This window comes from Pseudoalteromonas sp. MM1 (assembly GCF_030296835.1).
GTDB lineage: Bacteria > Pseudomonadota > Gammaproteobacteria > Enterobacterales > Alteromonadaceae > Pseudoalteromonas.
Genome location: NZ_AP027923.1, coordinates 13,273 through 37,597 on the forward strand (window position 1 = coordinate 13,273; position 24,325 = coordinate 37,597).

17 protein-coding genes and 1 pseudogene are annotated in these 24,325 nt (G+C 41.3%); 8 read left to right on the forward strand and 10 right to left on the reverse strand.

The genetic code is table 11. The features are described from left to right. Positions 1-305: 305 nt before the first annotated feature. Positions 306-1,637 carry an HD domain-containing phosphohydrolase gene (locus tag QUE46_RS16720; RefSeq protein ID WP_286248645.1) on the reverse strand — a complete coding sequence of 444 codons (1,332 nt, stop codon included), beginning with the start codon at positions 1,635-1,637 and terminating at the stop codon, positions 306-308. Between the two features lie 110 nt (positions 1,638-1,747). Here QUE46_RS16720 and QUE46_RS16725 point away from each other — a divergent pair, with 110 nt between their 5' ends. From QUE46_RS16725 to arfA, 3 genes are all read left to right on the forward strand, one after another. Next, a complete protein-coding gene (locus QUE46_RS16725) occupies positions 1,748-2,725 on the forward strand; it encodes a sensor histidine kinase (protein WP_286248647.1) in 978 nt (325 codons plus the stop codon). Between the two features lie 227 nt (positions 2,726-2,952). After that, on the forward strand, positions 2,953-5,493 hold the full coding sequence (locus tag QUE46_RS16730) for a TonB-dependent siderophore receptor (RefSeq protein ID WP_286248650.1): 2,541 nt from the start codon (positions 2,953-2,955) through the stop codon (positions 5,491-5,493). 166 nt (positions 5,494-5,659) lie between these two features. Next, complete coding sequence (arfA, locus tag QUE46_RS16735; RefSeq protein ID WP_286248651.1) at positions 5,660-5,860, forward strand: ribosome alternative rescue factor ArfA; 201 nt, start codon at positions 5,660-5,662, stop codon at positions 5,858-5,860. Positions 5,861-5,891: 31 nt separating this feature from the next. On the opposite strand, the gene QUE46_RS16740 is transcribed toward arfA, so the two are convergent. Then, positions 5,892-6,455, reverse strand: a complete 564-nt coding sequence (locus tag QUE46_RS16740; protein WP_286248652.1) for a cytochrome b — start codon at positions 6,453-6,455, stop codon at positions 5,892-5,894. 509 nt (positions 6,456-6,964) lie between these two features. Then, positions 6,965-7,933, reverse strand: coding sequence for a helix-turn-helix domain-containing protein (locus QUE46_RS16745; protein ID WP_286248654.1), 969 nt, complete (start codon positions 7,931-7,933; stop codon positions 6,965-6,967). Positions 7,934-8,152: 219 nt separating this feature from the next. Here QUE46_RS16745 and QUE46_RS16750 point away from each other — a divergent pair, with 219 nt between their 5' ends. Genes QUE46_RS16750 through eat form a run of 3 tightly spaced genes read left to right on the forward strand, consistent with a single transcriptional unit; the run spans position 8,153 to position 11,858 of the window. Then, positions 8,153-9,556 (forward strand): ethanolamine ammonia-lyase subunit EutB, encoded by a 1,404-nt coding sequence (locus QUE46_RS16750; RefSeq protein WP_286248656.1) that lies wholly within the window; start codon positions 8,153-8,155, stop codon positions 9,554-9,556. Beyond that, positions 9,556-10,434 carry an ethanolamine ammonia-lyase subunit EutC gene (gene eutC, locus QUE46_RS16755; protein ID WP_286248658.1) on the forward strand — a complete coding sequence of 293 codons (879 nt, stop codon included), beginning with the start codon at positions 9,556-9,558 and terminating at the stop codon, positions 10,432-10,434. The genes QUE46_RS16750 and eutC overlap by 1 nt, the downstream gene beginning before the upstream one ends. 20 nt (positions 10,435-10,454) lie before the next feature. Next, the gene (gene eat / locus QUE46_RS16760; protein WP_286248660.1) at positions 10,455-11,858 is read left to right on the forward strand and encodes an ethanolamine permease; all 1,404 of its coding nucleotides are present in this window, start codon (positions 10,455-10,457) and stop codon (positions 11,856-11,858) included. Positions 11,859-12,190: 332 nt separating this feature from the next. Here eat and QUE46_RS16765 read toward each other — a convergent pair whose 3' ends face one another. From QUE46_RS16765 to QUE46_RS16775, 3 genes are all read right to left on the reverse strand, one after another. After that, positions 12,191-13,690, reverse strand: coding sequence for a DUF2235 domain-containing protein (locus tag QUE46_RS16765; protein ID WP_286248661.1), 1,500 nt, complete (start codon positions 13,688-13,690; stop codon positions 12,191-12,193). Between the two features lie 112 nt (positions 13,691-13,802). Continuing rightward, positions 13,803-15,893, reverse strand: a complete 2,091-nt coding sequence (locus QUE46_RS16770) for a cupric reductase (RefSeq protein WP_286248663.1) — start codon at positions 15,891-15,893, stop codon at positions 13,803-13,805. A gap of 135 nt (positions 15,894-16,028) precedes the next feature. Next, on the reverse strand, positions 16,029-17,333 hold the full coding sequence (locus tag QUE46_RS16775; protein WP_286248666.1) for an NAD(P)/FAD-dependent oxidoreductase: 1,305 nt from the start codon (positions 17,331-17,333) through the stop codon (positions 16,029-16,031). A gap of 235 nt (positions 17,334-17,568) precedes the next feature. On the opposite strand from QUE46_RS16775, the pseudogene QUE46_RS16780 reads away from it, so the two are divergent. Both QUE46_RS16780 and QUE46_RS16785 read left to right on the forward strand, forming a co-directional pair. Further along, positions 17,569-19,497, forward strand: a pseudogene (locus tag QUE46_RS16780) (ATP-dependent DNA helicase RecQ). A 45-nt stretch (positions 19,498-19,542) separates the two neighbouring features. Then, positions 19,543-19,851: a YkgJ family cysteine cluster protein gene (locus QUE46_RS16785; RefSeq protein ID WP_286248668.1), complete on the forward strand. Its 309-nt coding sequence runs from the start codon at positions 19,543-19,545 to the stop codon at positions 19,849-19,851. 221 nt (positions 19,852-20,072) lie between these two features. Here QUE46_RS16785 and QUE46_RS16790 read toward each other — a convergent pair whose 3' ends face one another. The 4 genes from QUE46_RS16790 to QUE46_RS16805 all read right to left on the reverse strand — a co-directional run bounded on the left by QUE46_RS16790 (position 20,073) and on the right by QUE46_RS16805 (position 24,277). After that, positions 20,073-21,695, reverse strand: coding sequence for a methyl-accepting chemotaxis protein (locus QUE46_RS16790; RefSeq protein ID WP_286248670.1), 1,623 nt, complete (start codon positions 21,693-21,695; stop codon positions 20,073-20,075). Between the two features lie 221 nt (positions 21,696-21,916). Continuing rightward, on the reverse strand, positions 21,917-22,534 hold the full coding sequence (locus tag QUE46_RS16795; RefSeq protein ID WP_286248672.1) for a glutathione S-transferase family protein: 618 nt from the start codon (positions 22,532-22,534) through the stop codon (positions 21,917-21,919). A 48-nt stretch (positions 22,535-22,582) separates the two neighbouring features. Further along, positions 22,583-23,611 (reverse strand): NADP-dependent oxidoreductase, encoded by a 1,029-nt coding sequence (locus QUE46_RS16800; RefSeq protein WP_286248673.1) that lies wholly within the window; start codon positions 23,609-23,611, stop codon positions 22,583-22,585. A 177-nt stretch (positions 23,612-23,788) separates the two neighbouring features. Beyond that, positions 23,789-24,277 (reverse strand): GNAT family N-acetyltransferase, encoded by a 489-nt coding sequence (locus QUE46_RS16805; protein ID WP_286248677.1) that lies wholly within the window; start codon positions 24,275-24,277, stop codon positions 23,789-23,791. Between the last annotated feature and the right edge of the window lie 48 nt (positions 24,278-24,325).

A 24,325-nucleotide genomic window follows, 5' to 3' on the forward strand; every position in this document is an offset into this window, starting at 1 on the left:
ACCAATTAGCAATAATACTTAATCATTTTGCGGGCTTAAACGTGTTGCTATCTGTGTTTAAAAATTCTCATTTACGACTGCATGGATGCAGAAGGCAAAGCAATGCAGGAGCAATTGCCGAGAACAACTAAATAGCGAATTTTGCCTAGCTATCAACACGTTTTTCCATCCTCAAAATAAATCACTTAATTAAGCGGATTGGTATTAAACAGTTTAAAATTTATACCCGGATTAACAGGTACCTGTTTGAATTAGTTTAGCTTATTTACGGTAATTGTAACGGAAAAAACCATGGTTTAGATCAATCATTTAGCGCTTTTTACCATTATTCTAAATGGGGTCGGTTTTTTGGCTTCTAGCTGTTGTAGTTTATCAATAGATTTTTTACCAAATACATGGCCTTTGGGTAACAGCATAATTCCGCTATGGCTGTGTAACGTATGGCCTAAAATCATATTAGCTTTTAGCTCTTTGGCGCTGCATATAACAATAGAACCCGCATTATTAAGTTGCTCGTTTAATTTGCTATGGCTTGCTTCAAGTGCGCGTACAATTTTAGGGTGGTAAAAGGTGCCGCTGTACAGTTTAACGCTTTCGAGGGCATCGCTGTGGCGTTCTTTGTCGGTGGTACTTTGGCTTTGTTCAAAGGCGTTCCAATAATCGCGGGCTACACTAAGTACCATAGCGCCAATAGGAATATCGTTCCCGGCTAGACCCTTTGGTAAACCGTTACCGTTAAAACGCTCATATTGATGATAAATTGCATCTGATACATCGTGTAAGTGTATAGCAGGCATAAGCATTAATTGTGCAGTGCTAGGGTGCGTATAAAAGGCTTTTCGTTGTTGCTCGTTTAGCCGGCTTACTGGCTTTTTATAAAGCTCTGGGTCCATGGCTAGTAAGCCTATTTGCGCTAAATAACCTGCCATGGGGGCTAAATCTATACTTTTTTGCGATAAGTTTAAATACAGTGCTATTTGGGTACAAGTATCGGCAATTTTTTGTGCTCTGTTGCCATCTAAATAAGGATTAGCGTTTATAAAGTTATAAAGCAGCTCTACGGTGGCTTTGTGTTCGTTTTTTTCGCGCTCGTTAGCGTCTTCTAGTTGCTTAAGTACCTGTTTAATTTGTTTGGTGCGCTTTTCTACTCGTTGCTCTAACGAGTTATTTAATTCGATAAGCTCTTTATTTTGCTGTTTTACTTGCAGCTCAAGTTGTTTGTTTTGTTTTTTTAGTTGAAATTTTTCTATGCTGTCGTTAATGCTGCGCAAAAGCATATCGTTTTGCCATGGCTTTTGTATGTAGCCGTTAATTTGCGCTAGGTTAACAGCGGCGAGGGTGGTTTCTATTTCGGCGTAGCCTGTTAATAAAATACGTTGTGTTTCGGGGGCTTTGTTACGGGCTTGCTCTAAAAATTGCGCGCCATTCATGCTGGGCATTTTCATGTCGCTAATGATTAAGCTAAATTCGTAATTGTTTAAAAGCTCAAGCGCTTGCACTGGGCTTTTGCAGGTCATAAAACTAAAGTTATTATTTTTTAATAAGGAGGTGAGTGAGCGCAGAACAATTTCGTCGTCATCAACACAAAGTACATCTACGGCAGTGATTGAATGTGCAGGCTCTGCAGGTTTGGTCATAATGCTACCTTTTAAAATAATAAGCATAGCTTAAAAATTGCCCCTAGTTTGCATAATTACGTATGGCAAACTAAACGTTATACATGGATACGTATTTATGGAGCGAAAGGATGAGCACATTAACCGACGATTACAAACAAGCTTTTTTAGATGAGCAACATAAACGCATAGCTGCAGAGCAATTGCTTGCTGATAAAAGTCAATTGTTAGTTGTGTTAAACGGCGAACTAACCAAAAATGTTGCTGAGCTGTCTTTGTATCAGCAAATGTTTGTTCAGGCCAACAAAATGGCAAGTGTGGGTGCTTTGTCTTGCAGTATTGCGCATGAAATAAATAATCCGCTTGCTTATGTAATAAGTAATATAGAAAGCTTGCAGTATGTGAGTCCTCTTTTATCTAAATCTCTTCACTATAACGAGCAGTTTTTAAGCGGCCAATTAAATGCAGGGCAATTTAAAAACGTGTTAGTTGACTTAAAAAAACAATACGAACTAGCTTGGAATGGACACCAAATATACTCGCAGTTGAGCGAAAGCCTAGACGGCTTAAAACGCATAAAACAAACCGTGCATAATTTGTTAAATCTAAGCCAATTTACAAGTACCCACAACAAGCAATATTTAGATGTAAGCGAGGTTGCAGGCTCTGCATTAGATGCATTGCAAGGGCAGCTTAAATACTGCGAAATAAAAACCAATTTTGAGCAGGTGCCACTTATTTGGGGCGAGCCGTCGTCTATTCATCAAATTTTTGTAGAGTTATTATTAAATGCTCAGCACGCATGTGAACATGAATTAGAAAAAGGCACCATTATTGAAATAAGCGTGAGGCAGCAAAATGAGGGGGTATGTATAAAAGTGAAAGATAACGGTTGTGGAATGGATGAACATACCCAAGCACACTTGTTTAAACCTTTTTTTACTACACATAAAACCGCCCACTCATTAGGAATAGGAATGACCGTTGTTAACTTTATTTTGCAAGATCACAGCGGAAAAGTAAAAGTTAGCAGTACTTTAGGAACAGGTACTACCATTTGTTGCTGGTTACCTGTAAAAGCACATGAAAGAGGGATAAACCCATTGTAAATAAAGTGTTAATTTAAATTGGGTTTGAAATTAAAATCCTTAATTGTATGTGTTTTAATCAAGTTTGAGTGTTATTTTTTGGTTTTTAAATTTATTTGCATAGTTAGACCTATTATTTAGTTTTTTTCATTTCTTTTTATTTGCATATGTTGCTAGGATGTTCCTCAGTGCGATGTGTTACATCGCAATAACAAATATTAAAGAACACACTAAACAGGGTCGTCACCATGTCAACATACCGTTTAAATACATTAGCTGCCGCTGTTGCGTTTGCCGTAAGCGCACCAAGCGTTGTAAGCGCACAAGAAGCGTCTGTTCAGGCACAGCAAAACATAGAACAAATATCTGTACTAGGGTCGCGCGTTTCTAACCGTACCTCTACTGAGTCTTCGTCACCTATTGATTTAATAGACGCTGATGATTTAAACAAAGGTGGCTTTACAGAACTAGGGCAGAGCCTGCAAGCGACTGCCCCATCGTTTAATTTTTCTCGTACGCAAGTATCTGATGGCTCTGATTTATTTAGACCAGCAACGCTGCGCGGTTTACAACCCGATCAAACGTTAGTTTTAGTTAATGGTAAGCGCCGCCACAATCAATCTATTTTTGGCCTTAACGGCACTGTAGGTGCAGGCGCTGCAGGTACCGACATGAATGCTATTCCGCTAACTGCGCTTAAAGGCGTAGAAGTGTTACGCGATGGCGCAGCAGCTAAATACGGATCGGATGCGATAGCAGGCGTAATTAACTTATCACTTAATAATTCAACAGGTGTAACAACAGGTTACGTACAGTACGGCGGCACCAGCGAGGGTGACGGCGATACGCTTTCTGCAGGTTTAAATCGTGGTTTTGATTTAGGCAACGAAGGCGGTTTTATTAATTTATCACTTGAATACCGTGATGCTGATGGCACTAACCGTGCAGAGCGCGATACAGGTGGCTCGTTAAATGTTGAACCAGGTACGCTAAGTGAAGATGTACGTTGGGGCCAAGGTAATTCAGAAAGTGAATTTACCTCATTGTTTTACAACATGGCTTTGCCAATGGGTGAGGGCGAATTGTACTCGTTTGGAGGCTACTCTGAGCGCACTGCATTAGGGAACGGTTTTTACCGCAACTTTAACGAAGCGTCTAAAAATGTAACGCAAGTATACAGCGATGGTTTTTTGCCCCGTATTTATAACGAAGCTGAAGATATTTCAGTAGCGGTTGGCTTTAGAGGCGATATAAGCCCAGATTGGGGATACGATGTATCGGCAGTGTATGGCGAAAACCAATACGATTTTACTTCACGCAATACTATAAATGCCTCTTATGCGGCGGAATACGTATTTAATAACCCAGATGCAAGCGATGCCGATATAGCTGCAAATGCAGGCCCAACCGGTGGTTATTCGGGTGGTTTTAGATTTGATCAAACAACAGTTAATGCTGATTTTAACGGTATAGTTGATATTGGCCGCAGCGAACCTTTATATGTAACTATTGGTGCAGAATACCGTAAAGAAAACTACGAAATTGTGCCTGGCGATGAAGCCTCTTACGCATGTGGCTTGGCAAATATGGATACTTCGTACCCATCAGTAAACGATGCTGATCAATTTGCTGAGTGTGGTTTTCAGGCTTATAACGGTTTGCGCCCAGAGGCAACAAACCAAAGCGATCGTAACAGCTACGCGTTTTATGTAGACGTAGAAACCATGATCACTGACGCATGGAACGTAAGCGGTGCGCTGCGCTATGAAGACTTTTCGGATGCGGGTGACGACTTAATTGGTAAATTAGCAACGCGTTATGAATTTAACGATGACTTTGCAGTGCGTGGTGCGGTATCGACTGGTTTTAGAGCGCCATCGCTTCAGCAAAGTGGTTATACCGCGTTTACAACTAACCTAGGCTCAGACGGCACACTTACCCAATCGTTTACTGCAAATACGGGGACTGCTTTTCCAAGTGCGCTGGGTGTAGATAGCTTAGAGCTTGAAACCTCAACTAACTACAGTGCAGGTTTTGTTTACGATGTAACCAGCGAGCTTTCGTTAACGGTTGATTTTTACCGTGTAGAAATTAAAGACCGTATTACGCTTGGTAGTTTACTTTCTGCAGACGATGTTGCGTTTAGCGATGAAGCCGTAGCCGCTTTACAAGCCACGGGCGCTGTGCAGGCTAATTACTTTTCAAACTCTGTAGATTCAACGACACAAGGCGTTGATATTATTGCCTCTTACCGTACAGATGTAGAGGGCGGTAATTTTGGTGTGACCTTTGCGGGTAACTTAAACGACACTAAAATTGATAACGTAAATGCAGAAGAGGGCATTCCGGAGTCGGTTGCGTTTGATGATTTACAACGTAGCTTTTTTACTGATGGGCAGCCAAGTGAACGTGCAACATTAACGTTTGACTACGAGCGTGATGCGTATCAAACAACGCTTCGCTTTAATTACTTTGGCGAAACAGACGTTAAATATTTTGGTAACGACCATATTTCACTACCGGGTGAGCTTTCGCCTACGGGGTCGTTTAAGCCAACAAGTACTGTTGAATCAGCAGTATTAGTAGATATAAACGTTAGCTACCAAATTAACGAAATATTTAACGTATCTGTAGGGGCTGATAATATTTTTGATGAAACCCCAGATGAGTTAGGTGATGACGAAGTGCTTAACTTTATTACCAACGGCGCGTTTAAATACCCTGTACGTGCATTGCCTTACGGCTTTGACGGGCGTACTTATTATGCAAAAGTAAGTTTTGAATTTTAATTATTTGAGTTAGAGCATAAGCGCAGTGTTTTACTGCGCTTTTTTTATGTTTATTTTTTATGAAAAAGAGCGCTAAAACACTTGCAAGGTTGAAAATTAAGCATACAATCGCCACTTCTTAAAGTGCTTACTAATGTTGGTGAGTATTTAATTTATAGGAAATAAAATGGCTAAAAAATCGAAAAACAAATCGGTAAATAAAAACGCGGTAGATACCGGCCGAGGTGTTATTAATCATAATGCACTGGCGGCGTTAGTAACCTCTAAAGTATTTAAACCTCAAGTGGTTAAAGCTAAAAAAGGGAAAGGCTCGTTTAAGCGCAATAACAAACACGCAGGACGAGAGTCTTATTTAATCGCGGCTTAAATAGCACCGATCAAATAAGACTTTTAACTGACTAATTTTTGCCAAGCATACGCGTAAGTGTGTTGTCTTTATCTATAATGTGATGTTTTATAGCGCCCACAATGTGCAAGCCTAGCGCAACTAGTAGCGCATTAGCTGTTATGCCATGAATGGTTTTACCTAACTCTGCTAAGCCTTGGTTAAAAGCGAGGCTTTTTTGTGGGTTTTCTGGGTTTGGGTTGTGCGGTATAAGCTCTAGCCCAAACACCTCTACACCATGCCCACCAAAGCCCGACATAATTAGCCCCGAAATAGGCATAAGTAACATGCTTATTATAAGAACGTAATGCACAATTTTAGCTAATACTTGCTCATAATTTGGGTGTTTAACGTTGTGCTTTGGCCAGCCATTCATAATACGCCATGTTACTCTTAGTAATGCAAAAGCAAGTAATATTACACCAAATGATTTGTGCCAGCTCATTAGAAAAAACGCTTTAAAGTTTTCTATATACAAGCCTGAGCCTAATAACCCAATAATTAGAATAGCCACAATCCAATGCAGGCTTATGGTGGTTTTGCTTAACGTACTTGTTGTATCTTTTGTAAGTTTCATTGTGGTTATTCCTAACTTAAAAAGTGGCGCTTAGTTGCGTGTACAATTGAATAATCTACATTAATGCAGCTAGCTTAAACTATAGAGGGTTAAAGTAGGGTTAACGAAATTGGCGTATACAAAATAATTTTTTGGGTTTAATTTGGGCGCTAGGCGCGAAGCTTGATCGCGCAAGATGCTAGTTACTTCTCTAAAAGCAAAGCGCCTCTAAGCCTCTTTGTGATTTATTGATCTTTAATACAAAAATGCACAAAGAGAAGGGATGGAGGAGTAAATGAGAAGTGAAAATTGTAGGCGTAGAGTTTGCTCACGCGAGGTGCATAGCACCTAATTTATTAAGTGATGTATTCGGCAGTGCGCAGCGCCTCTTGCCCTCTTTATTAATGCATTGGCTTTCTTTACGAGCTATCGCTCGTCACGCCAGCAAGCTGCGCGTCTACAAGCAACTTTAACCATTGTGTTAATTTGGGCAGTAGGCGTAGAGCTTGCTCACGCGAGGTGCGTAGCATCTAATAATCTAAGTCACCTTCTTTTAAATTATTTGCAATGGTTTGAGAGGGGTTTTCGCCAAATAACTGCGTGTAATCTTTAGTAAATTGCCCTGCATGCCAAAACCCCCAGTTGGCAGCTATAGTTGAAATTGGCTTAGTTTGACCAACCACTTTAAGCTCCCGCCTTACGTTATTTAAACGGGTTAAACGTAAAAACCTAAGCGGGTTAATGCCTAAAATGCTTTCGAAACTGTATTGCAACGTACGCCTACTAACAAAAGTAAGCTCGCAAAGCTCAGTTATAGTAATTGTTTTTTGTGGGTTGGCTGCGACGTACTCTTTTACTTTATCGACCACTGCTTTACGGTGTTTGTAACTTGGGGCTATGTTTTGCTGCGGGTTATCGGCTTGCAATAAATGTAGTGCTAGCATACTAAGCATATCTTGCTGAGACTCAGGCCTAAGCCCAAAACCTTTATTTACAACCATACTGTTAATAATTTGCCTTGCCGTTTGCAGCGATGAGTCACTTACCGACAAACGAGCAGACTGTGCAGATGACAGGTTTTTGATTGTTACGCCCTGTAACTGCGCCATGTACTCAATTGAATGCCAATTAACAACCAAACCGTAAATATCAAATCGTTCAGGGGTAATTAGTTCAAAGTCGCTGTTGCTGGTACGGCACATAAATTGATTATCCGCTACATCAAGGCCATTAATTTTACTTTGCTGCGACTGACTCGGTATCCCAAGCCAAATAGAGTTAGGCGCTATATTGCATTGCTGGCGAAGTGAGCGCTCGGTGTACTCTTTAAAAGCATGAATATTACTGTAATTAACACCTTCTATATAGCCATAAAAGCGTCCATCGCTTACCTGGTCATACTTTTGCTGCCATTGAGTTAGGTTGTGAGCTTGCTCGTCAATATCGTGAGTATATACCTTGCTCTTTTGTGGTGCATTATTGCTGCCTTGCTGCGCCATATAGGTGATGCTCTTTTAAAGTAAACATATTTTTAGTTTAAGTTAGCGCCAAATAAAGGCTGCAACTTACTGAAATGAAATAATAAAACCTGATTTGCCAAAATTCGATAGTCACTTGGTATAAATTAAGCTCCTTTGTGACTATTCAAAATTGATTTATAGCTTGTACGAAGCAAGACCTATACCAAGGCTTGTAATATGAGTTATGCGGAGTAAATCATGGGGCATACGTACAGTTATACGTTAGGAACACATACTTATAAATTCAAGAGTTTAGCGCAGTTAATGGCTAAAGCTACGCCGCAGCGCTCGGGTGATAGATTAGCCGGAGTGATTGCACAATCGGCGCAAGAACGTGCTGTAGCACAAATGACATTAGCAGAAGTACCACTAAAAGCATTTTTAAATGATGTACTTATTCCCTACGAACAAGACGAAATTACACGCCTTATTATTGATGAGCACGATGCAAACGCTTTTAAGCTTATATCGCACTTAACCGTGGGAGATTTTAGAAACTGGTTATTAAGTGATTTTGCAACGCCTGCGGTTCTTGCAAATGTTGGGCAGGCCATTACCCCTGAAATGGCCGCTGCGGTGAGCAAAATAATGCGTAATCAGGATCTTATTTTAGTTGCTAAAAAGTGCCACGTTAAAAGCGCGTTTAGAAACACCATAGGGCTGCCTGGGCATTTATCTACCCGCTTGCAACCTAACCATCCAACTGATGACATAAATGGTATAGCCGCCTGTATGCTCGATGGCCTTTTATACGGCAATGGCGATGCGGTTATAGGAATTAACCCTGCCACCGACAACGTAGCGCAAGCCATTAAATTAATGACGCTGATGGATGATGTAATTCAAAAATACGAAATTCCAACACAAAGCTGTGTACTTACCCATGTAACCAACACTATAGAATGTATAGAAGCAGGCGCGCCGGTTGATTTGGTTTTTCAGTCTATTGGCGGTACAGAGGCCACTAATTCAAGCTTTGGCTTTAATTTAAATACGCTAGCTGAGGCGCAAGATGCTGCGCAGAGCTTAAAACGTGGCACGGTTGGAAATAATGTTATGTATTTTGAAACAGGGCAAGGCAGCTCGCTTTCGGCTAATGCACATCATGAGCTTGACCAACAAACCTGTGAGGCGCGTGCCTATGCTGTAGCGCGTAAGTTTAACCCTTTATTAGTTAATACCGTTGTAGGGTTTATTGGCCCTGAGTATTTATTTGATGGTAAAGAAATTACCCGCGCAGGGCTTGAAGATCACTTTTGCGCCAAGCTCTTGGGCATACCTATGGGGTGTGATGTGTGTTACACCAACCACGCCGAAGCTGACCAAAACGATATGGATAACTTACTTACGTTACTAGGTGTGGCGGGTTGCTCATTTGTAATGGGTATCCCGGGCTCGGACGATATTATGCTTAATTACCAAACGACCTCATTTCATGATGCGCTCTATGTGCGCCGGGTTTTAGGCTCGCGCCCAGCTCCCGAGTTTGAAGCGTGGCTTAGCAAAATGAAAATTATGGAAAATACCGCAGAAACTATTTTATCAAATACCTTACCAACTGCCTTTGCTAAGCCATTAAAAGCAGTACAAGGAGGGATGTAATGAAAGCGGTTAAAAGCATAAACACACAAAGCAGCAGCGCTCACGATAACGGCAAAGTGGTTGAAAACCCATGGAGCGATTTACGCCGCTTTACCGATGCCCGAATTGGCCTTGGCCGAGCGGGTATAAGCTTACCTACAGCCGAAATGTTAGCGTTTCAGTTATCGCATGCTCAGGCGCGCGATGCGGTTAACTTTCCGTTAGATATTAACGAAATGATAAAAGCGCTCAGTGGTATTGATGCGCTTAGCAAGGGTGAAAAACCACTAAATGTACACAGTGAGGCTGTTGATCGGGTTACTTATTTACAGCGCCCCGATTTAGGCCGAAAGCTAAACCAAGCAGGGCGTACAACGCTTTTAAACACAATGCAAAGTAAGCAAAGCAGAGCGCAAGCGCAATACGATTTAGCCATTGTGATAGTCGATGGGCTTTCATCGTTGGCGGTACAAAAAAATGCTGCGCCGTTTATTAGCGAGCTGCTTAACCAACTACATAGCAATTCAATGCCTTATAAATTAGCGCCTGTGACCCTTGTAGAGCAAGGCCGCGTAGCGATTGGTGATGACATTGGCGAGCTGCTAAATACGCAAGTAGTAATGGTACTCATTGGTGAGCGCCCAGGGCTTAGCTCTCCCGACAGCCTTGGTCTTTATTTAACATGGGCGCCAAAAACGGGGCTTAACGATGCCTGTCGTAATTGTATCTCTAATATTCGCCCAGCAGGGCTTAGTTACTTTGAAGCGGCGCGCAGAGCTGTGTATTTACTACAAGAGGCTAAAAAGCTTGGGCTTACAGGGGTTAATTTAAAAGACAGAACACAGGACGATGTAATAGAGCATCAGGTTCAAACAACTAATTTTTTAATCGCAGAATAAAACCATAAAAAGAGGTCAACATGTCTAATAACAATAAAGAGTATCTTGCACAAAGGCAGTTAAAAAGTGGCACTGCGGGGTGGTTATTGCTTGCAGGGCTAGGGGTGTCGTATGTAATTTCGGGCGACTTTGCAGGCTGGAACTTTGGCATAGCCGAAGCCGGCTGGGGCGGCTTTGCAATTGCTGCCGTGTTAATGGCAATAATGTATTTAACGTTGGTGCTATCGCTTTCTGAAATGTCGGCTGCTATTCCAGCAGCCGGTGGCGGTTATAGTTTTGCGCGTCAAGCAATGGGACCGGCAGGCGGTTATTTAACCGGCCTTGCGGTATTAATTGAATATGCATTAGCTCCTGCGGCTATTGTTATATTTATTGGCTCGGCGGTTGAGGCATTAACGGGTTTTAATGGCCCGTGGGTATATGCATTGTTTTATTTAACGTTTGTAGGTATTCACTTAGCGGGTGTGGGTGAGGCCTTAAAAGTGATGATGGTGATAAGTGGCTTAGCAGTATTGGCTATTATTGCCACCGCCGTGGCGTTAATTGCTAATTTTGACGCGACTAATTTATTTGATGTTGCGGTAACTAATTCCGCAGGTGCAAATGAATTTTTACCACTTGGTTGGTATGGTGTATGGGCTGCATTGCCTTTTGCTATGTGGTTATTTTTAGCCGTAGAAGGCGTGCCGCTTGCAGCAGAAGAAGCTAAAAATCCGGCTAAAGATGTACCTAAAGGCATTATTGGCGCTATGTTATTTTTGTTATTTACCGCTTTACTTGTTGTGGTATTAGTTCCCGCTGCTGGTGGTGCAAACGCAATGGGCGCAAGTGCAGTGCCTTTAGTTGATGCGCTTAACGCCACGGGCAATACAAGCTTAGCCACTGTGGTAAATATTTTAGGCTTAGCGGGATTGGTCGCGTCGTTTTTCTCGATTATTTATGGTTATAGCCGTTTAGTGTTTGCGCTTTCGCGTGCGGGCTATTTACCGCGTTCGTTATCAATTACTACAGAGCGCAAAGTACCAGCGCGTGCGTTAATTGTACCCGCTATTTTTGGGTTTATTGCCTCACTGAGTGGCGAGGGCGATTTAATGCTAGCCATGGCGGTGGTAGGTGCAACGGTATCGTATGCGTTAATGGCGCTGAGCCATATTATGTTACGTATTAAGCAGCCTAATTTAGCTCGCCCTTATAAAACGCCAGGTGGCGTGGTTACATCGGGTATTGCGTTAGTATTATCGCTTATTGCATTAACGGGTGTGTATGCGTTTGACCCTCGTGCATTTTTATACACAGTAGTGCTATTTGTGATTGGTGCGGCATATTACTTTGGCTACAGTGCTAAGCATTTAGTCGCTAAAAGTGCAGATGAAGAGTTTGCCATGCTTGCCGATGCTGAAGCGGACTTAGCCGCTTCAAATTAAGTGGGCAAGCACCTAGGTAAAAGCGTTGCTTTTAAAACGCCAGCAAGCTGCGCGTCTACAGGGATCATTCAGCTCTGCTGTTAAGGCTCAATGTAGGCGCTATTTTATATCGCGCTTGTAGACGTCGAGCTTGCTCACGTTAGAAGCGCAGCTTCTCATTAATTCCACCACCGAGTACACCGAGGCGCATCGCGCTACAAAGAGAAAGCACCCGTAGCGTTTAGTCACTTTTCCAGGTATTCTCCTTCGCATCTCTGTGGTGAAACAATCACTTTATACCTAGGTAAAAGCGTTGCTTTTAAACGTCATCAAGCTGCGTGTTTACACCCCACTTAACTTATGCGGGTTACTTTTACTTTTATTTTTCCGGCATTGGCGCCGTAAAAGCGGCTTAAATCATTGGCAAAGGGGCTAAATTCACCTGATTTAGCAACAGTCACTGTAGTGCCATTGGCTATTTCAAATAAATATTCGTCGTTATTGTTAATTGCGCCAACCAAAGAAAACCACTGAGCGCTTGGAAGTCGCCTAAATGGTTCAAGTAATGCCATGGGGATTTCTTTAACCCCTAGTTGCACATTATCGCGATGCCAGCCACTTGCACTACATTTTATGCCGTCGTCATACCAAAATTGATTGGGGTAGGGTTCAAACTGATAGGTTGCGCCTTTAACTAACATAAGCCCTGTATTGTTATGTGCCTCGCTTGCAAACACCATCACATCTTGGCTTTGCGAAACGTGTAATACGCTCATGTTTTGGTTTTCAAGGGCAATGTGCTGGCTTAAACCAGTAAAGCTTAATGTGCTGTTATCGTTATACCTAATTTTATAATGCAGGTTTTTAAGCGATTCTGGGCGATAACTAGTGAGTTTATTAATTCGTGTAGCTACGCTTTGATGTATATGAGGTTCTAAGTTGCTGGCTTCGTTATCAATAAGTACATAGCACTCCCTATCTACCAATTTAAAAAAGGGATTAAACCAAAAGTAATTTTGCTGATGGCTTAAAGCCAGAGGATCGGGCGTTACGGTTACATCATCTTGGTCAACTAATTTACTACCAGGCAATAAGGTTTCGTAGTCAATATCGTGGCTGGTTAATAGCGATATATTAAGTGGTTGCTCAATCAACCATTCAAGCGCATAGCGCAGGCAAATATCAGCTAGGCCATCGCGGTAATAACCGCCGCCAATGTCGGAATGCGCCCCTGCAAACCAAAGTTCGGTAATATTATTTTGATGGTTCATTAAGGTGGGTTCAAACGCACGGCGTTTTTCATCAAGCGCAACACAGTGCAGCGCTTGCGAAATATTATTAGCAATGGTGTGGTTTTCAAATATTACATGCTCGGCACCGCGCGTTGCTTTACTGACTTTTGATAGACCAATTGAGGCCACGGTATCAAATACACATACGTAAACATTATCACTAATTAACGGCTCTAGGATTTTTGCAAAACGCCTAGCAAGTGCGCCGCCTCGGCTAAAACCGGTAAGTAAAAGGGTATCGCCCATTTGGTAATGCGTTTTAAAATCACTCATGGCCTGATTTAAAATACTGGCAACATCGTCACCGCGTGGTGCTAAAGTTTGGTTTAAAATACGTTTTAAGCGGCTACCTTTAGTGCCAATACCTTGATAATAAAAACTAAGCTGGTTTGTAAATGGGGTGGTGGGGGAGTCATTGAGTTTGCCGCCTAATAATAAATGCAGCTTAAGAATATTAGAAATACTACTGTCTTCTTTAAAATGGTCTGAGCTAAATTGCTCTGCATCGCGAGGCTCGCCCCCAGTACCATCAAAATTAAAAATTAGCGTTTTACCCGTCATAGCCCTAATCCTTTAATTGTTTTAAATACTCTACACAGGCAATGTTAAATATTAAAGACATTAATTTGGTTAAATAGCACGCTAAGTGGCGTTAGCGTGCTTAGCGGGTTATTTAGTGATTATCAAACATATAATGATTTAGCTCTGTGCCTTGGGCAGGCTTAAGCGCTGGGTTTAGCTGAATTATCTGTTGATAAACATCAGGGTAAAACATTTTTAATCTGGCAACGCGGGCTAAGTGGTTTGGCTCAAATTTTTCCACAAGCTGTAAAGCTAAAGGAATCATTGGGCTTAACTCACCTTTTGTATAACTTTGCTCTAGTGCTAAGTCGAGTATATCTACACCAAGCTTACTGGGAACAGTCGGTATTTTATTATCAATTAAAAATTGCACTGCCTCGACAGAAGACGATGCAGCTTGTGTATAAACGTCTCGCCCATGTATATCGGTAATCGAAAAATCAAAACCAGCTTGTTTTAGTTTTTGCCATTGGCTAAGTGGAAGACTGCTCAATCGTAGTAAATCACTCGGTGGCTTAGGTTCAACTCGGCTTTGCCAAAGAGTTATTAAATCATCAGGCTTTAACAGTAATAAAGAAAAAAGCGTATCCGTTTCGGCTTGAGTTAATACTGTACTGAGGCTGTACTCATACGCTTTTTGGTATTTCTCTTTAGATAATAATTCGCTAAATGCGCTTTGGCTTCTATCGTATGAATACTTATTGTTTAGTGAAGTAAACCAGTAGTTAACTAACACTGGGTCTATTGTGTGCAAAACAGCTGCGCTTTGATCACCGTGCTCTTCATTTGCATTCCATACTTGGTTATAAGCTTGCCTTATTCCAACTAACTGTTCGGCGGCTTCTAACTCTTTATGTAGATCATTACAATTGTTACTACGCGCTTGTAGCTCATTTTTTTGTTGTTCTATATCTATTAAAAATGTAGCTATGTCTGAGTCATCACTAGTTTTTACTTTAGGTAATTCTGCGTCACTTATTCTCCCTACCTGGCTAAAATAAGCGTATTGCGCTGGGTTGTCCTGCTTATTAATATAGGCCCCTTGCTGGTAAATAAAGTCATTTACAAAAAATACCCCTTTGCTATTTAGGTCTTCATTCGCATTGCCGCTATGTGCTTTGTAACCACGCTTTTTAAGATAGTCCAAAAGCTGGGTGTGCTTAGTGTCTAATGGGGCTAGGGTTAAGTTACCGCTTTTAGGCAGGTTTACAATAGCCACGTCTAACCCTGTAAATAAACCAGGCTCATTGGTTGGCGTAACGCCTTTTGTTTGCAGTGCTTTTACAAGAGGTAAATTAAATTTACTGACCGCAATATCGGCTAAGTTATATAAAACAGTGTTTTTTTCGTATAACGGCATGGCATCTAGCACGGGAACTTGCTGTAAAAGCGCAATAATATACTCATTTGGAATATCGTTTTTTATAGCGGTAGCCACTTCATTCACTGTAAATTGGTTAGATGAAATTGCCTGCTCAAACTCTTTTGGCGTAAATTTATTTGCATTAAGCACAAACAATGTTGCTGGGGAAATAACCTCACTGCCTTCAAGTTTAATAAACGTTTTAGAGTAAGTGGTAAATGTATCTGTGTTGTTTAATAAAGCATAAAGGGTTTCTTTTTGTACATTTTCATCAAGGGGTACACTCAGAGTAAGTCCTGGAGGGCTATGCTTATTATCTCCAAGCTGTTGAATCATGTCTTTTACTTTATCATTGGTGAAGCCCCCAATGGCCTCAATACCTTGCCAATTAGCTAACTCGTTTAAAGAGTGAGTAATATTAAACTGCTGCTCTTGCTCAGCAACAATGGCATCTTTTAAAAGAGCAATGTAAGTACGCTGATTAAGTTTTGATAACTTTGAATACTTTAAAAGCGCGGGTACCGACGTCCCTTTTTTAAGCTCACTTTCAAAAAATGAAACAAGCGACTGATTCAATGTTTGTACTTTATTGCTTTGTTGTTGTGACTGATCTCTACACAGGCTAATCTGTTTTTTTAGTTTATTAACTACCTGTAGCGGTGAGTCCTCCTTTGGCTGCTTCTTATTAACTACACTGGCCTCAGTGGTGGTTGGTTTCACTTGTTCTGCTTGCTCTACAGCTACAGAGTGCGGTTGAGTTTGAAAAAAATAAACAGCCAAAGCAGTGGTTATTACAATTCCAAAAAGTACTTTCTTCATTAGCGTCAATCCCTTGAATTACAATTACATCTAACCGCATAGTACTATTTTAGATACGTACTATGCAAAAAAGCTCTAAAAGATAATTTACATTACCTATTAAAGCTTTTTGACTATTTAGCTGCTGTTTATGTACTAGTGCAGTTTCATTTTAGGGCGTACTACGCGCAGTACTTTTTCGCTTATCCATAACGCAAACGTTTTTGCGCTGCCGTGTATGGCGCGCTGGTGCATGCGATACAGCGATATATACATAAAACGAGCAATTTTACCTTCTATAAAAAAGGTGTTGCTGGTTAAATTACCCATTAAATTACCTACGGTGCTGTAGCGCGATAAGTTTACCAGTGAGCCATGGTCGCTATATTTAAAGCCGCACAATGGCTGTTGTTTTAACGTGGCAATGAGGTTTTTTTCTACACATAGCGCCATTTGATGCGCCGATTGCGCGCGCGGTGGAACGAGCTTTCCGTCTTCTTGGGTAAAGGCGCAGCAATCGCCAAGTACAAAAATGCTTTCATCTACGGTGCTTTGTAAAAACTCGTTTACTTGAATTTGGTTGCTACGGGTAAGCTCAAAAATACCTAAATCTTTAATAAAGTCTGGTGCTTTTACACCGGCAGCCCATACCATTATATCGGCGTCTATGTGTTCTTCGTCTTTTGTTATAAACCCTTGCTCGGTGGCTTCTTTTACCAAAGTTTGCTCTCGTACATTTACGCCAAGTTTTAATAACTCGCGTTTTGCGCTATCGGCTATGCGCTCGGGTAGAGCGGGCAAAATACGTGGCCCTGCTTCTATTAAATGAATATGTAAACGCTTAGACGACATATTTGTAAGGCCGTAAAGCTTAAGTAATTCAGATACATGGTAAAGCTCTGCCGAGAGTTCAACGCCGGTTGCGCCGCCGCCCACAATGGCAATATTTAATGATTGCTGTTGGTTGTCGTCTTGGTGCAGGCGAGTAAAGCTGTCGAGTAATGAATGTTGAAAACGCTCAGCTTGCTGGTTTGAGTCTAAAAAGTAGCAATGATCTTTTATGCCTGGGGTATTAAAGTCGTTACTTACACTGCCAATAGCAATAACAAGGTGGTCGTAGCGTACGCTACGCTTTGGCAAAATAGTGTGGCCTAATTCATCAAGATGCGGCGCGAGGGTGATGGTTTTATTGCTTTGGTCTATGTCGCAAAATGTACCAAGCTGAAAATTATAATGATGCTTTGCAGCGTGAGCTGAATACACAACGCCATCTAAATCGGGGTCAATAGAGCCGGTCGCTACTTCGTGTAGTAACGGCTTCCATATGTGGGTGCGGTTTTTATCAATTAAAAGAATTTCTGCTTGTTTTTTCTTCCCTAGTTTATGCCCTAATTGTGTTGCTAGCTCTAGTCCGCCTGCGCCACCGCCAATAACGACGATTTTAGGTTTAGTTATATTCATAGCCATGCCCCGTAAAAATAATATACCCAAATAATCTGCTTATTCTGGTTAAAAATTACTTGGGTATAAAATTAAGTCTGCTTTGAAAGTTGTTGAGCATCTACAGTGTATTTTGCGCCTAAATAACGACTATGTCAGCAAAAAATGCTGAATAAAGGCATATAAGTTATACTCATTTTCTTATCGTTTAGCTGTGCAGTTAAATTGCTGTTAAAAACACCGAAAAGGATTATTTATGACCTCGCCATTAATTACATCACTTGAGCAACATTTTGGTTTTAGCCAATTTAGAGCAGGGCAACAGCAAACCATTGAGCAGCTTTTAAATGGGCAATCATCTCTGGCTATATTTCCTACGGGGTCGGGTAAGTCGTTGTGTTATCAGCTAACGGCTATGCATTTACCAAACTTAACCTTGGTGGTGTCGCCTTTACTTGCATTGATGAAAGATCAAATTAGCTTTTTAAATAGCAAAGGTATTTACGCGGCAAGCCTTGATTCAAGCCAAGACCAAATGCAAAGCAGCACGGTAATGAATGATGTGCGAAATGGTAAAATTAAAGTATTAATGGTGTCGGTTGAGCGTTTTAAAAACGAGCGTTTTAGAGAGTTTATCAGCCAAGTTGCGCTGTCTATGCTGGTGGTAGACTAAGCGCACTGTATATCTGAATGGGGCCATAACTTTAGACCCGACTACCTTAAATTGCCACGTTACCGCGAAGAGCTAAATATTCCATTGGTATTATTACTTACCGCCACAGCCACTAAAAAAGTAAAACGCGATATGAGCGAGCGTTTTAATATTGCCCCAGAGTGTATTGTTCAAACGGGTTTTTACCGCGCTAACCTCGATTTAAGCGTATTAAGTGTAAAAACGGCAGATAAAAACACTGAGCTTACAAAGATAGTGCGTGCGCAAAATGGCCCAGGTATTGTGTATGTAACGCTTCAGCAAAGTGCTGAGCAAGTGGCCAATACGCTAAGTGCGCAAGATATACAGGCGGTTGCGTACCATGCGGGGCTTGAAGATACACTACGCTGGCAAATTCAAGATGATTTTATGGCGGGTAAAATTAACGTAGTAGTAGCAACAATAGCCTTTGGTATGGGCGTTGATAAATCAGATATTCGTTTTGTTATACATTACGATTTACCAAAATCAATTGAAAACTACAGCCAAGAAATTGGCCGAGCAGGGCGCGATGGTAACCCATCAAACTGCTACACCCTTGCTAATTTAGATGGGCTGAATACGGTTGAAAACTTTGTGTACGGCGATACTCCCGAGCTTAGCGGCATTGAATACGTAATTAACGATATTAAAGCCCAGCCGCAGCAATGGGAAATGCAAGAATATAGTTTATCGAGCGAAAGTAATATTAGGCAGCTAGCGCTAAAAACCTTGCTGGTACAACTAGAAATGCAAGGCGCAATAACGCCGCAGTATGCCTATTACGCCGATTTTAAATACAAGTTTTTGGTAGATAAAAACGAGCTACTTAGCCAGTTTGACGAGCAGCGCCAAGCCTTTTTAACGCAAATATTTAGCCACACCGATTTTAAAAAAATATGGGGCACGCTTAATTTTGACACCCTCACACAAGCCGCGCAGGTTGACCGTAAACGCGTAGTAGCCGCGCTTGACTACCTAGCTGAAAAAAACCTAATAACCCTTGAAACCAAACGTATTACCCAAGTTTACAAAGTGCATAGTGAGGTTATAAATAACCCTGAACTTGCAAAGCAATTACACAGCTACTTTAGCGAAAAAGAACAAGCCGAAATTAAACGTATAGCTGCACTGGTACGCTTTTTTGAGCTACAAAGCTGCTTAAGCTATAACTTAGCGCGTTATTTTGATGATCAAAATGCGCCAGCGCAATGCGGGCATTGTAGTGTATGCCGTGGTAATGCGGTAAAGCTTGAGTATTCAATAGAGCCTGCTCACATTGCCGAGCAAGTAATTTATCAAAAAGTGGATGAATTTTTAGCGCATATGGCAACAAAAGGTATTCATAATGTAGGTATTGAAACCCAATGCCGCTTTTTAGCGGGCATGAGCGTGCCATTATTTGCTCGTAATAAAGTACGCCAACTCAGCGGCTTTGCGCTTTGCGAGCAAATGCGTTACAGCGATATAAAAGCAAAACTACTAGCACGTTAAACTAGTTACTGTATCCTAGTGGCTTATTCAAAAAAGTAAGCCACTATGCCTCATATTGTTATTCCCGTTGAAAATATCTCTACTACCCCAGAGCCTGTAACCTGTGCTAATTGCCAAGCCTGTTGCTGCCAATTAGAAGTACGCATAGTGACCGACACCGGCGTGCCTTTTCAGTACATTGATTACGATAAGTGGGGCAGCGAAGTAATGAAACGTGGTGACGATGGCTGGTGCCAAGCACTCGACCGTAATACCCTAATGTGTACCATTTACGAAAACCGCCCACTTACGTGCCGCGAGTTCGAAATGGCCTCAAACGAGTGTATTACTGAGCGCGAAATAGCGGGTATTTAATACCAATCCGTAATAATACTTAATCGTTTTCAGGGGCTAAACGTGCCACTATCTGCGTTAAAAATTCTCATTTAGAACAACTAAATAGCGAATTTTTTGCCTTGCTATCAACACGTTTATCCATCCTCAAAATAGATCACTTAATTATGCGGATTGGCATAATAAAAACATACGTACAAAAAAAGGGGCTTTAAAGCCCCTTTGTTATTTGCGTTAAAAAATTACTTCACTTTAAAGTAACTAATGTATTGTTTTAGTGTTGTTGAAAGGTCGGCTAATGCAACGGCTTTTTGCGCATTGTTATTAAGCGATTGGCTGGTTTCTTGCGACATATTGGCAATTTCTTCAACGCCTGAACTAATTTGTGCAACGGTTGCTACTTGGTTTGATGTGGCTTCTACAATTTCAAGCACGTTACTTAATGAGTCGTTGGCTTGTTGTTGTATTTGGTTAAGCAGCTCATTTGCCTCGTGGGTTAGAGTTAAGCCATTTTCTACCTGTGGTACGGTGGTTTCCATTGCACTTACCGACGCTTGCGTGTTTTCTTGCACCTGTAAAATCATTTTTTCAATATCGCCGGTGGCATCGCCAGTGCGTTGGGCAAGCTGCCTTACTTCGTCAGCTACAACAGCAAAGCCTCGGCCAGACTCACCCGCTCTTGCTGCTTCTATTGCTGCATTAAGTGCTAATAAATTAGTTTGATCTGAAATACTGCGGATCACACTTAAAATATCGCCAATGTGTTTTACATGTTCTTGCAGCACATTTACTTGATTTACGGTGGCTTTAACCGTTACTGAAATTTGCTCAATTTCGGCTGCCACCTTTTGCACTGCAATACTACCTTGCTGCGATAATTGTGCAGTTACTTTTGAGTTATCTTCTGTTTGTTTAACAGAGCCTGCAACTGCATTTATACTGCGGCTCATGTCTTCTAAGCTACTTACTGCAGAGTTTGTGTAGGTAACCTGTGCATCGGCTGCGCTAAGTGCTTGTTGCGAGCCAGAGGCAACACTTGCCGAGTGAGTAGAGAGCTCATCTGATGAATTAATAATGCTATCTACAATAGTTTTTAATTTACTTTGCATAACGGCTACTGAGGCCATCATGCTATTTGGGCAGCACGAATCTACATTTGCAGTTAAATCGCCTTGTGAGATTAGCGCTATTACTTTAGCGGCCTCTTGTGGCTCACCACCTACCGAATCTCTTATACGCAAACTAATTACGTACGCCACGCTTGCACCAATTAAAATAGCAAGCGCAGTAAGCGCAATCATCCATACTTCAAAGGAACTAGCTACTTCGCGGGTTTCAACGGTTGTGGCCTGATTTGCTTGTTCTTGTAAATCTATAAACTGGTTTATAGTGTTTAACCAAAGCGTAAATGCAGGGCGGGCATCGGTTAACAAAATACGCGACGCCTCGTTTAAGTTCTCGCTATTTTTAGCATTAATAACATCTTCAATATACGGTTGGGTTTGTTGCTCAATTTGGTTTATTTTATTAATTAAAGCGCGTTCTTCGCTGCTCATTTCACTCACTAAAGCACGCATAGCGCGGCTTGAGGTTTGATAAAATGCATCGAGCTCTTGTATATCAGTTAACACTGTATTTAAAGTGCTTTGCTCGGTTATTAATACTACATCTCTAAGTGCTATAGCACGGTCGTGTACGCTACCTCTAAAGTTAATTGCGTAGCGCTGCTTTACCGAGTTTACGTCGGTCATATGCGTTATGTTGCTATTAATAAGGCTTACCCGCGATATACCAATTACAGTTAACATAAGCATCATAGCTAAAATAATGCCAAAGCCCGTTACTAAGCGCATATTTATGGTCATAGTTATTTTCCAATTTAAACACTAACCAAGGTGATTAATGAGGTATTTATAATAATAAGAATATTATGCACCAAAAAAAGCGCATTTAAGCAATAATAGACCGGTAATTGTTAATTTATTTTACAAATTTTATTGGAAGGAGTGGATTGGTTGGGAATTATTAAAGCAGATGCATTAAAAAAGGGGCTTAAAAGCCCCTTTGGTTTATCTGTGTTTTGTACTTAATCGTATTTAGCTTCTAACTCATTAGCAGTATGAAACTTCTCGTGGCTTTGTAATTGCTCATCGTACTTTACAAGGTGTTTAAAGTGGGCAAGTTGGCCTGAGTTTTTAACTATTTCTACAATAAACGACATCATAATATCGGCACCGGTAAGGGTGTCGCCTACTAAGTAACGCTTACCTTGTAGTCGGTCGTTAAAGTAGCTAATTACTTTTACGGTTTCTGCGTCAGCGTAATTTTCTAGAAAGGTTGTTTTAGCGCCATCCTTTAAAACAAACATTTTAAGTAGTAGTGGCAAAATAGCTGAGCTTTCAGCAAAGTGTAACCATTGTTGATAATCTACATATTCAGCAGTGCCAGCATTTGGCGCAAATTTTCCGTTACCGTATTTAGTAATTAAGTAATCGGTAATGGCGCCAGATTCAGTAACAATTAAACCATCGTCTTCAATCACTGGCGACTTACCTAATTGGTGCACTTTTTTAAGTTCGTCAGGCGCTAAAAAGGTTTCTGTATTGCGTTGGTAGGCAACAATTTCGTAATCAACATCTAGCTCTTCTAAAAGCCAAATAATACGTTTAGAACGCGATTTATTTAAATGGTGTAGTTTTATCATGTCAGTCCTTGTTGGCGTTACTGCATGTGCAGTAACGCTTTGTAAAATTTAAAGAGGCTCGTTAATTTTAACAACGGTTTTGCCAAAGTTTTTACCACTAAGCATGTCGTTAAATGCGCTTATGGTGTTTTCTATACCTTCTACCATGTGCTCGCGGTATTGTACTTTGCCATCGCGTAGCCATTTTTGCATGTCTTGTGCAAATTCGTCGTAGCGGTGGCCGTAATCGTCAAAAATTATAAAGCCTTGCATTTTAATACGCTTAGTAAGCAATTGCCCCATTAGCATACCCATACGATCAGGCCCCTCTGGTAAGCTTGTTGCGTTATACTGCGATACTAAACCACACAGCGGTACACGTGCTGCGGTATTAAGTAGGGGTAATACGGCGTCAAACACTTTGCCGCCCACATTTTCGTAATAAACATCTATGCCGTTATCACACGCTTTTTCTAGTTGCTCTGCAAAGTCATCGGCTTTGTGGTCAATACAGGCATCAAAGCCTAGCTTTTCAACGGCATGGGCACATTTTTCGCTGCCACCAGCAACGCCTACCACTTTACAGCCTTTAATTTTAGCTATTTGACCAACTGTTGCACCAACGGGCCCCGTTGCTGCGGCTACTACTACCGTTTCGCCTTCTTTAGGTGCGCCAATATCAAGTAAACCCATGTAGGCTGTAAATCCTGGCATACCCATAATACCCAGTGCGTACGAAGGATTCTCTGGCTCTTTACCTAATTGCATTAAGCCTTCGCCGTTAGTGATGGCGTAGTCTTGCCAACCGGTGTAGGCAAGTACCCATTCACCTTCGTTAAATTTATCGTTTTTAGACTCTTCTACTTGGCATACGGTAGCGCCTACCATTACATCGCCTACATTAACCGGATCGGCATACGACTTTGCATCGCTCATGCGGCCACGCATGTATGGGTCAAGTGATAGGTAAATAGTGCGTAGCAGCACCTCGCCATCTTTAAGCGCTGGTAACTCTACTGTTTTAAGTTCAAAGTTTTCATCGGTAGGGGCGCCATGTGGGCGTGATGCTAAAGTAAGTTGACGACTAGTTGCAGACATAAAAATCTCCTTTTGGGTTAACCCACTTAACGAATGTTTATGCGTTTAATAACCTGATTGGCATAAACAATAATGCGCGCTAAGTAGTATAAATATGTACAAATTTGTACCTTATAACAGGAGTTTTGGGCGGGGGGCTGTTAATTCAACCTTTACAGAGTATTTATTCTAAATGGTTTATTTTAGCTTGCTAAAAATATGGCTATCGTAAAATACACCGTCTTTATAAATAGCTTGTTTTAGTATGGCTTCGGCTTCAAAGCCGCATTTAGTCAGTGCCTTTATAGAGCCTGTATTGCCAGTAAATACAGCGCCAAAAATGCGGTTTAGGTTTGAGCTTTTAAATGCATCATCGCAAATTTGCAAAATAGCTTGGCTCATTACTCCTTGCCCCCAAAAGTGGCTATTAAGCCAATAGCCTATTTCGCCACTGCGGCTATATTCAAATTCTCCGGGGGTGATACCAATACACCCTGCAAATTGCTCATTTACAATAATGGCCTTAATAATGCCGTTTTTAGAGCCTTGGTTTATCCACCAATCCGCGTCGGCTTGCGTATACGGGAACGGAATTTTAGACGATAGAAAACGCGTAACCTGTTCATCGTTTAAGGTATTAATAATGTGTGGCGCGTCTTGTGGTTTAAAGTCTCTTAGGGTGATCATTGTTTTAATTAAGTGTGTGGTGTATACGGGGCAACTTAGCAAGCAATT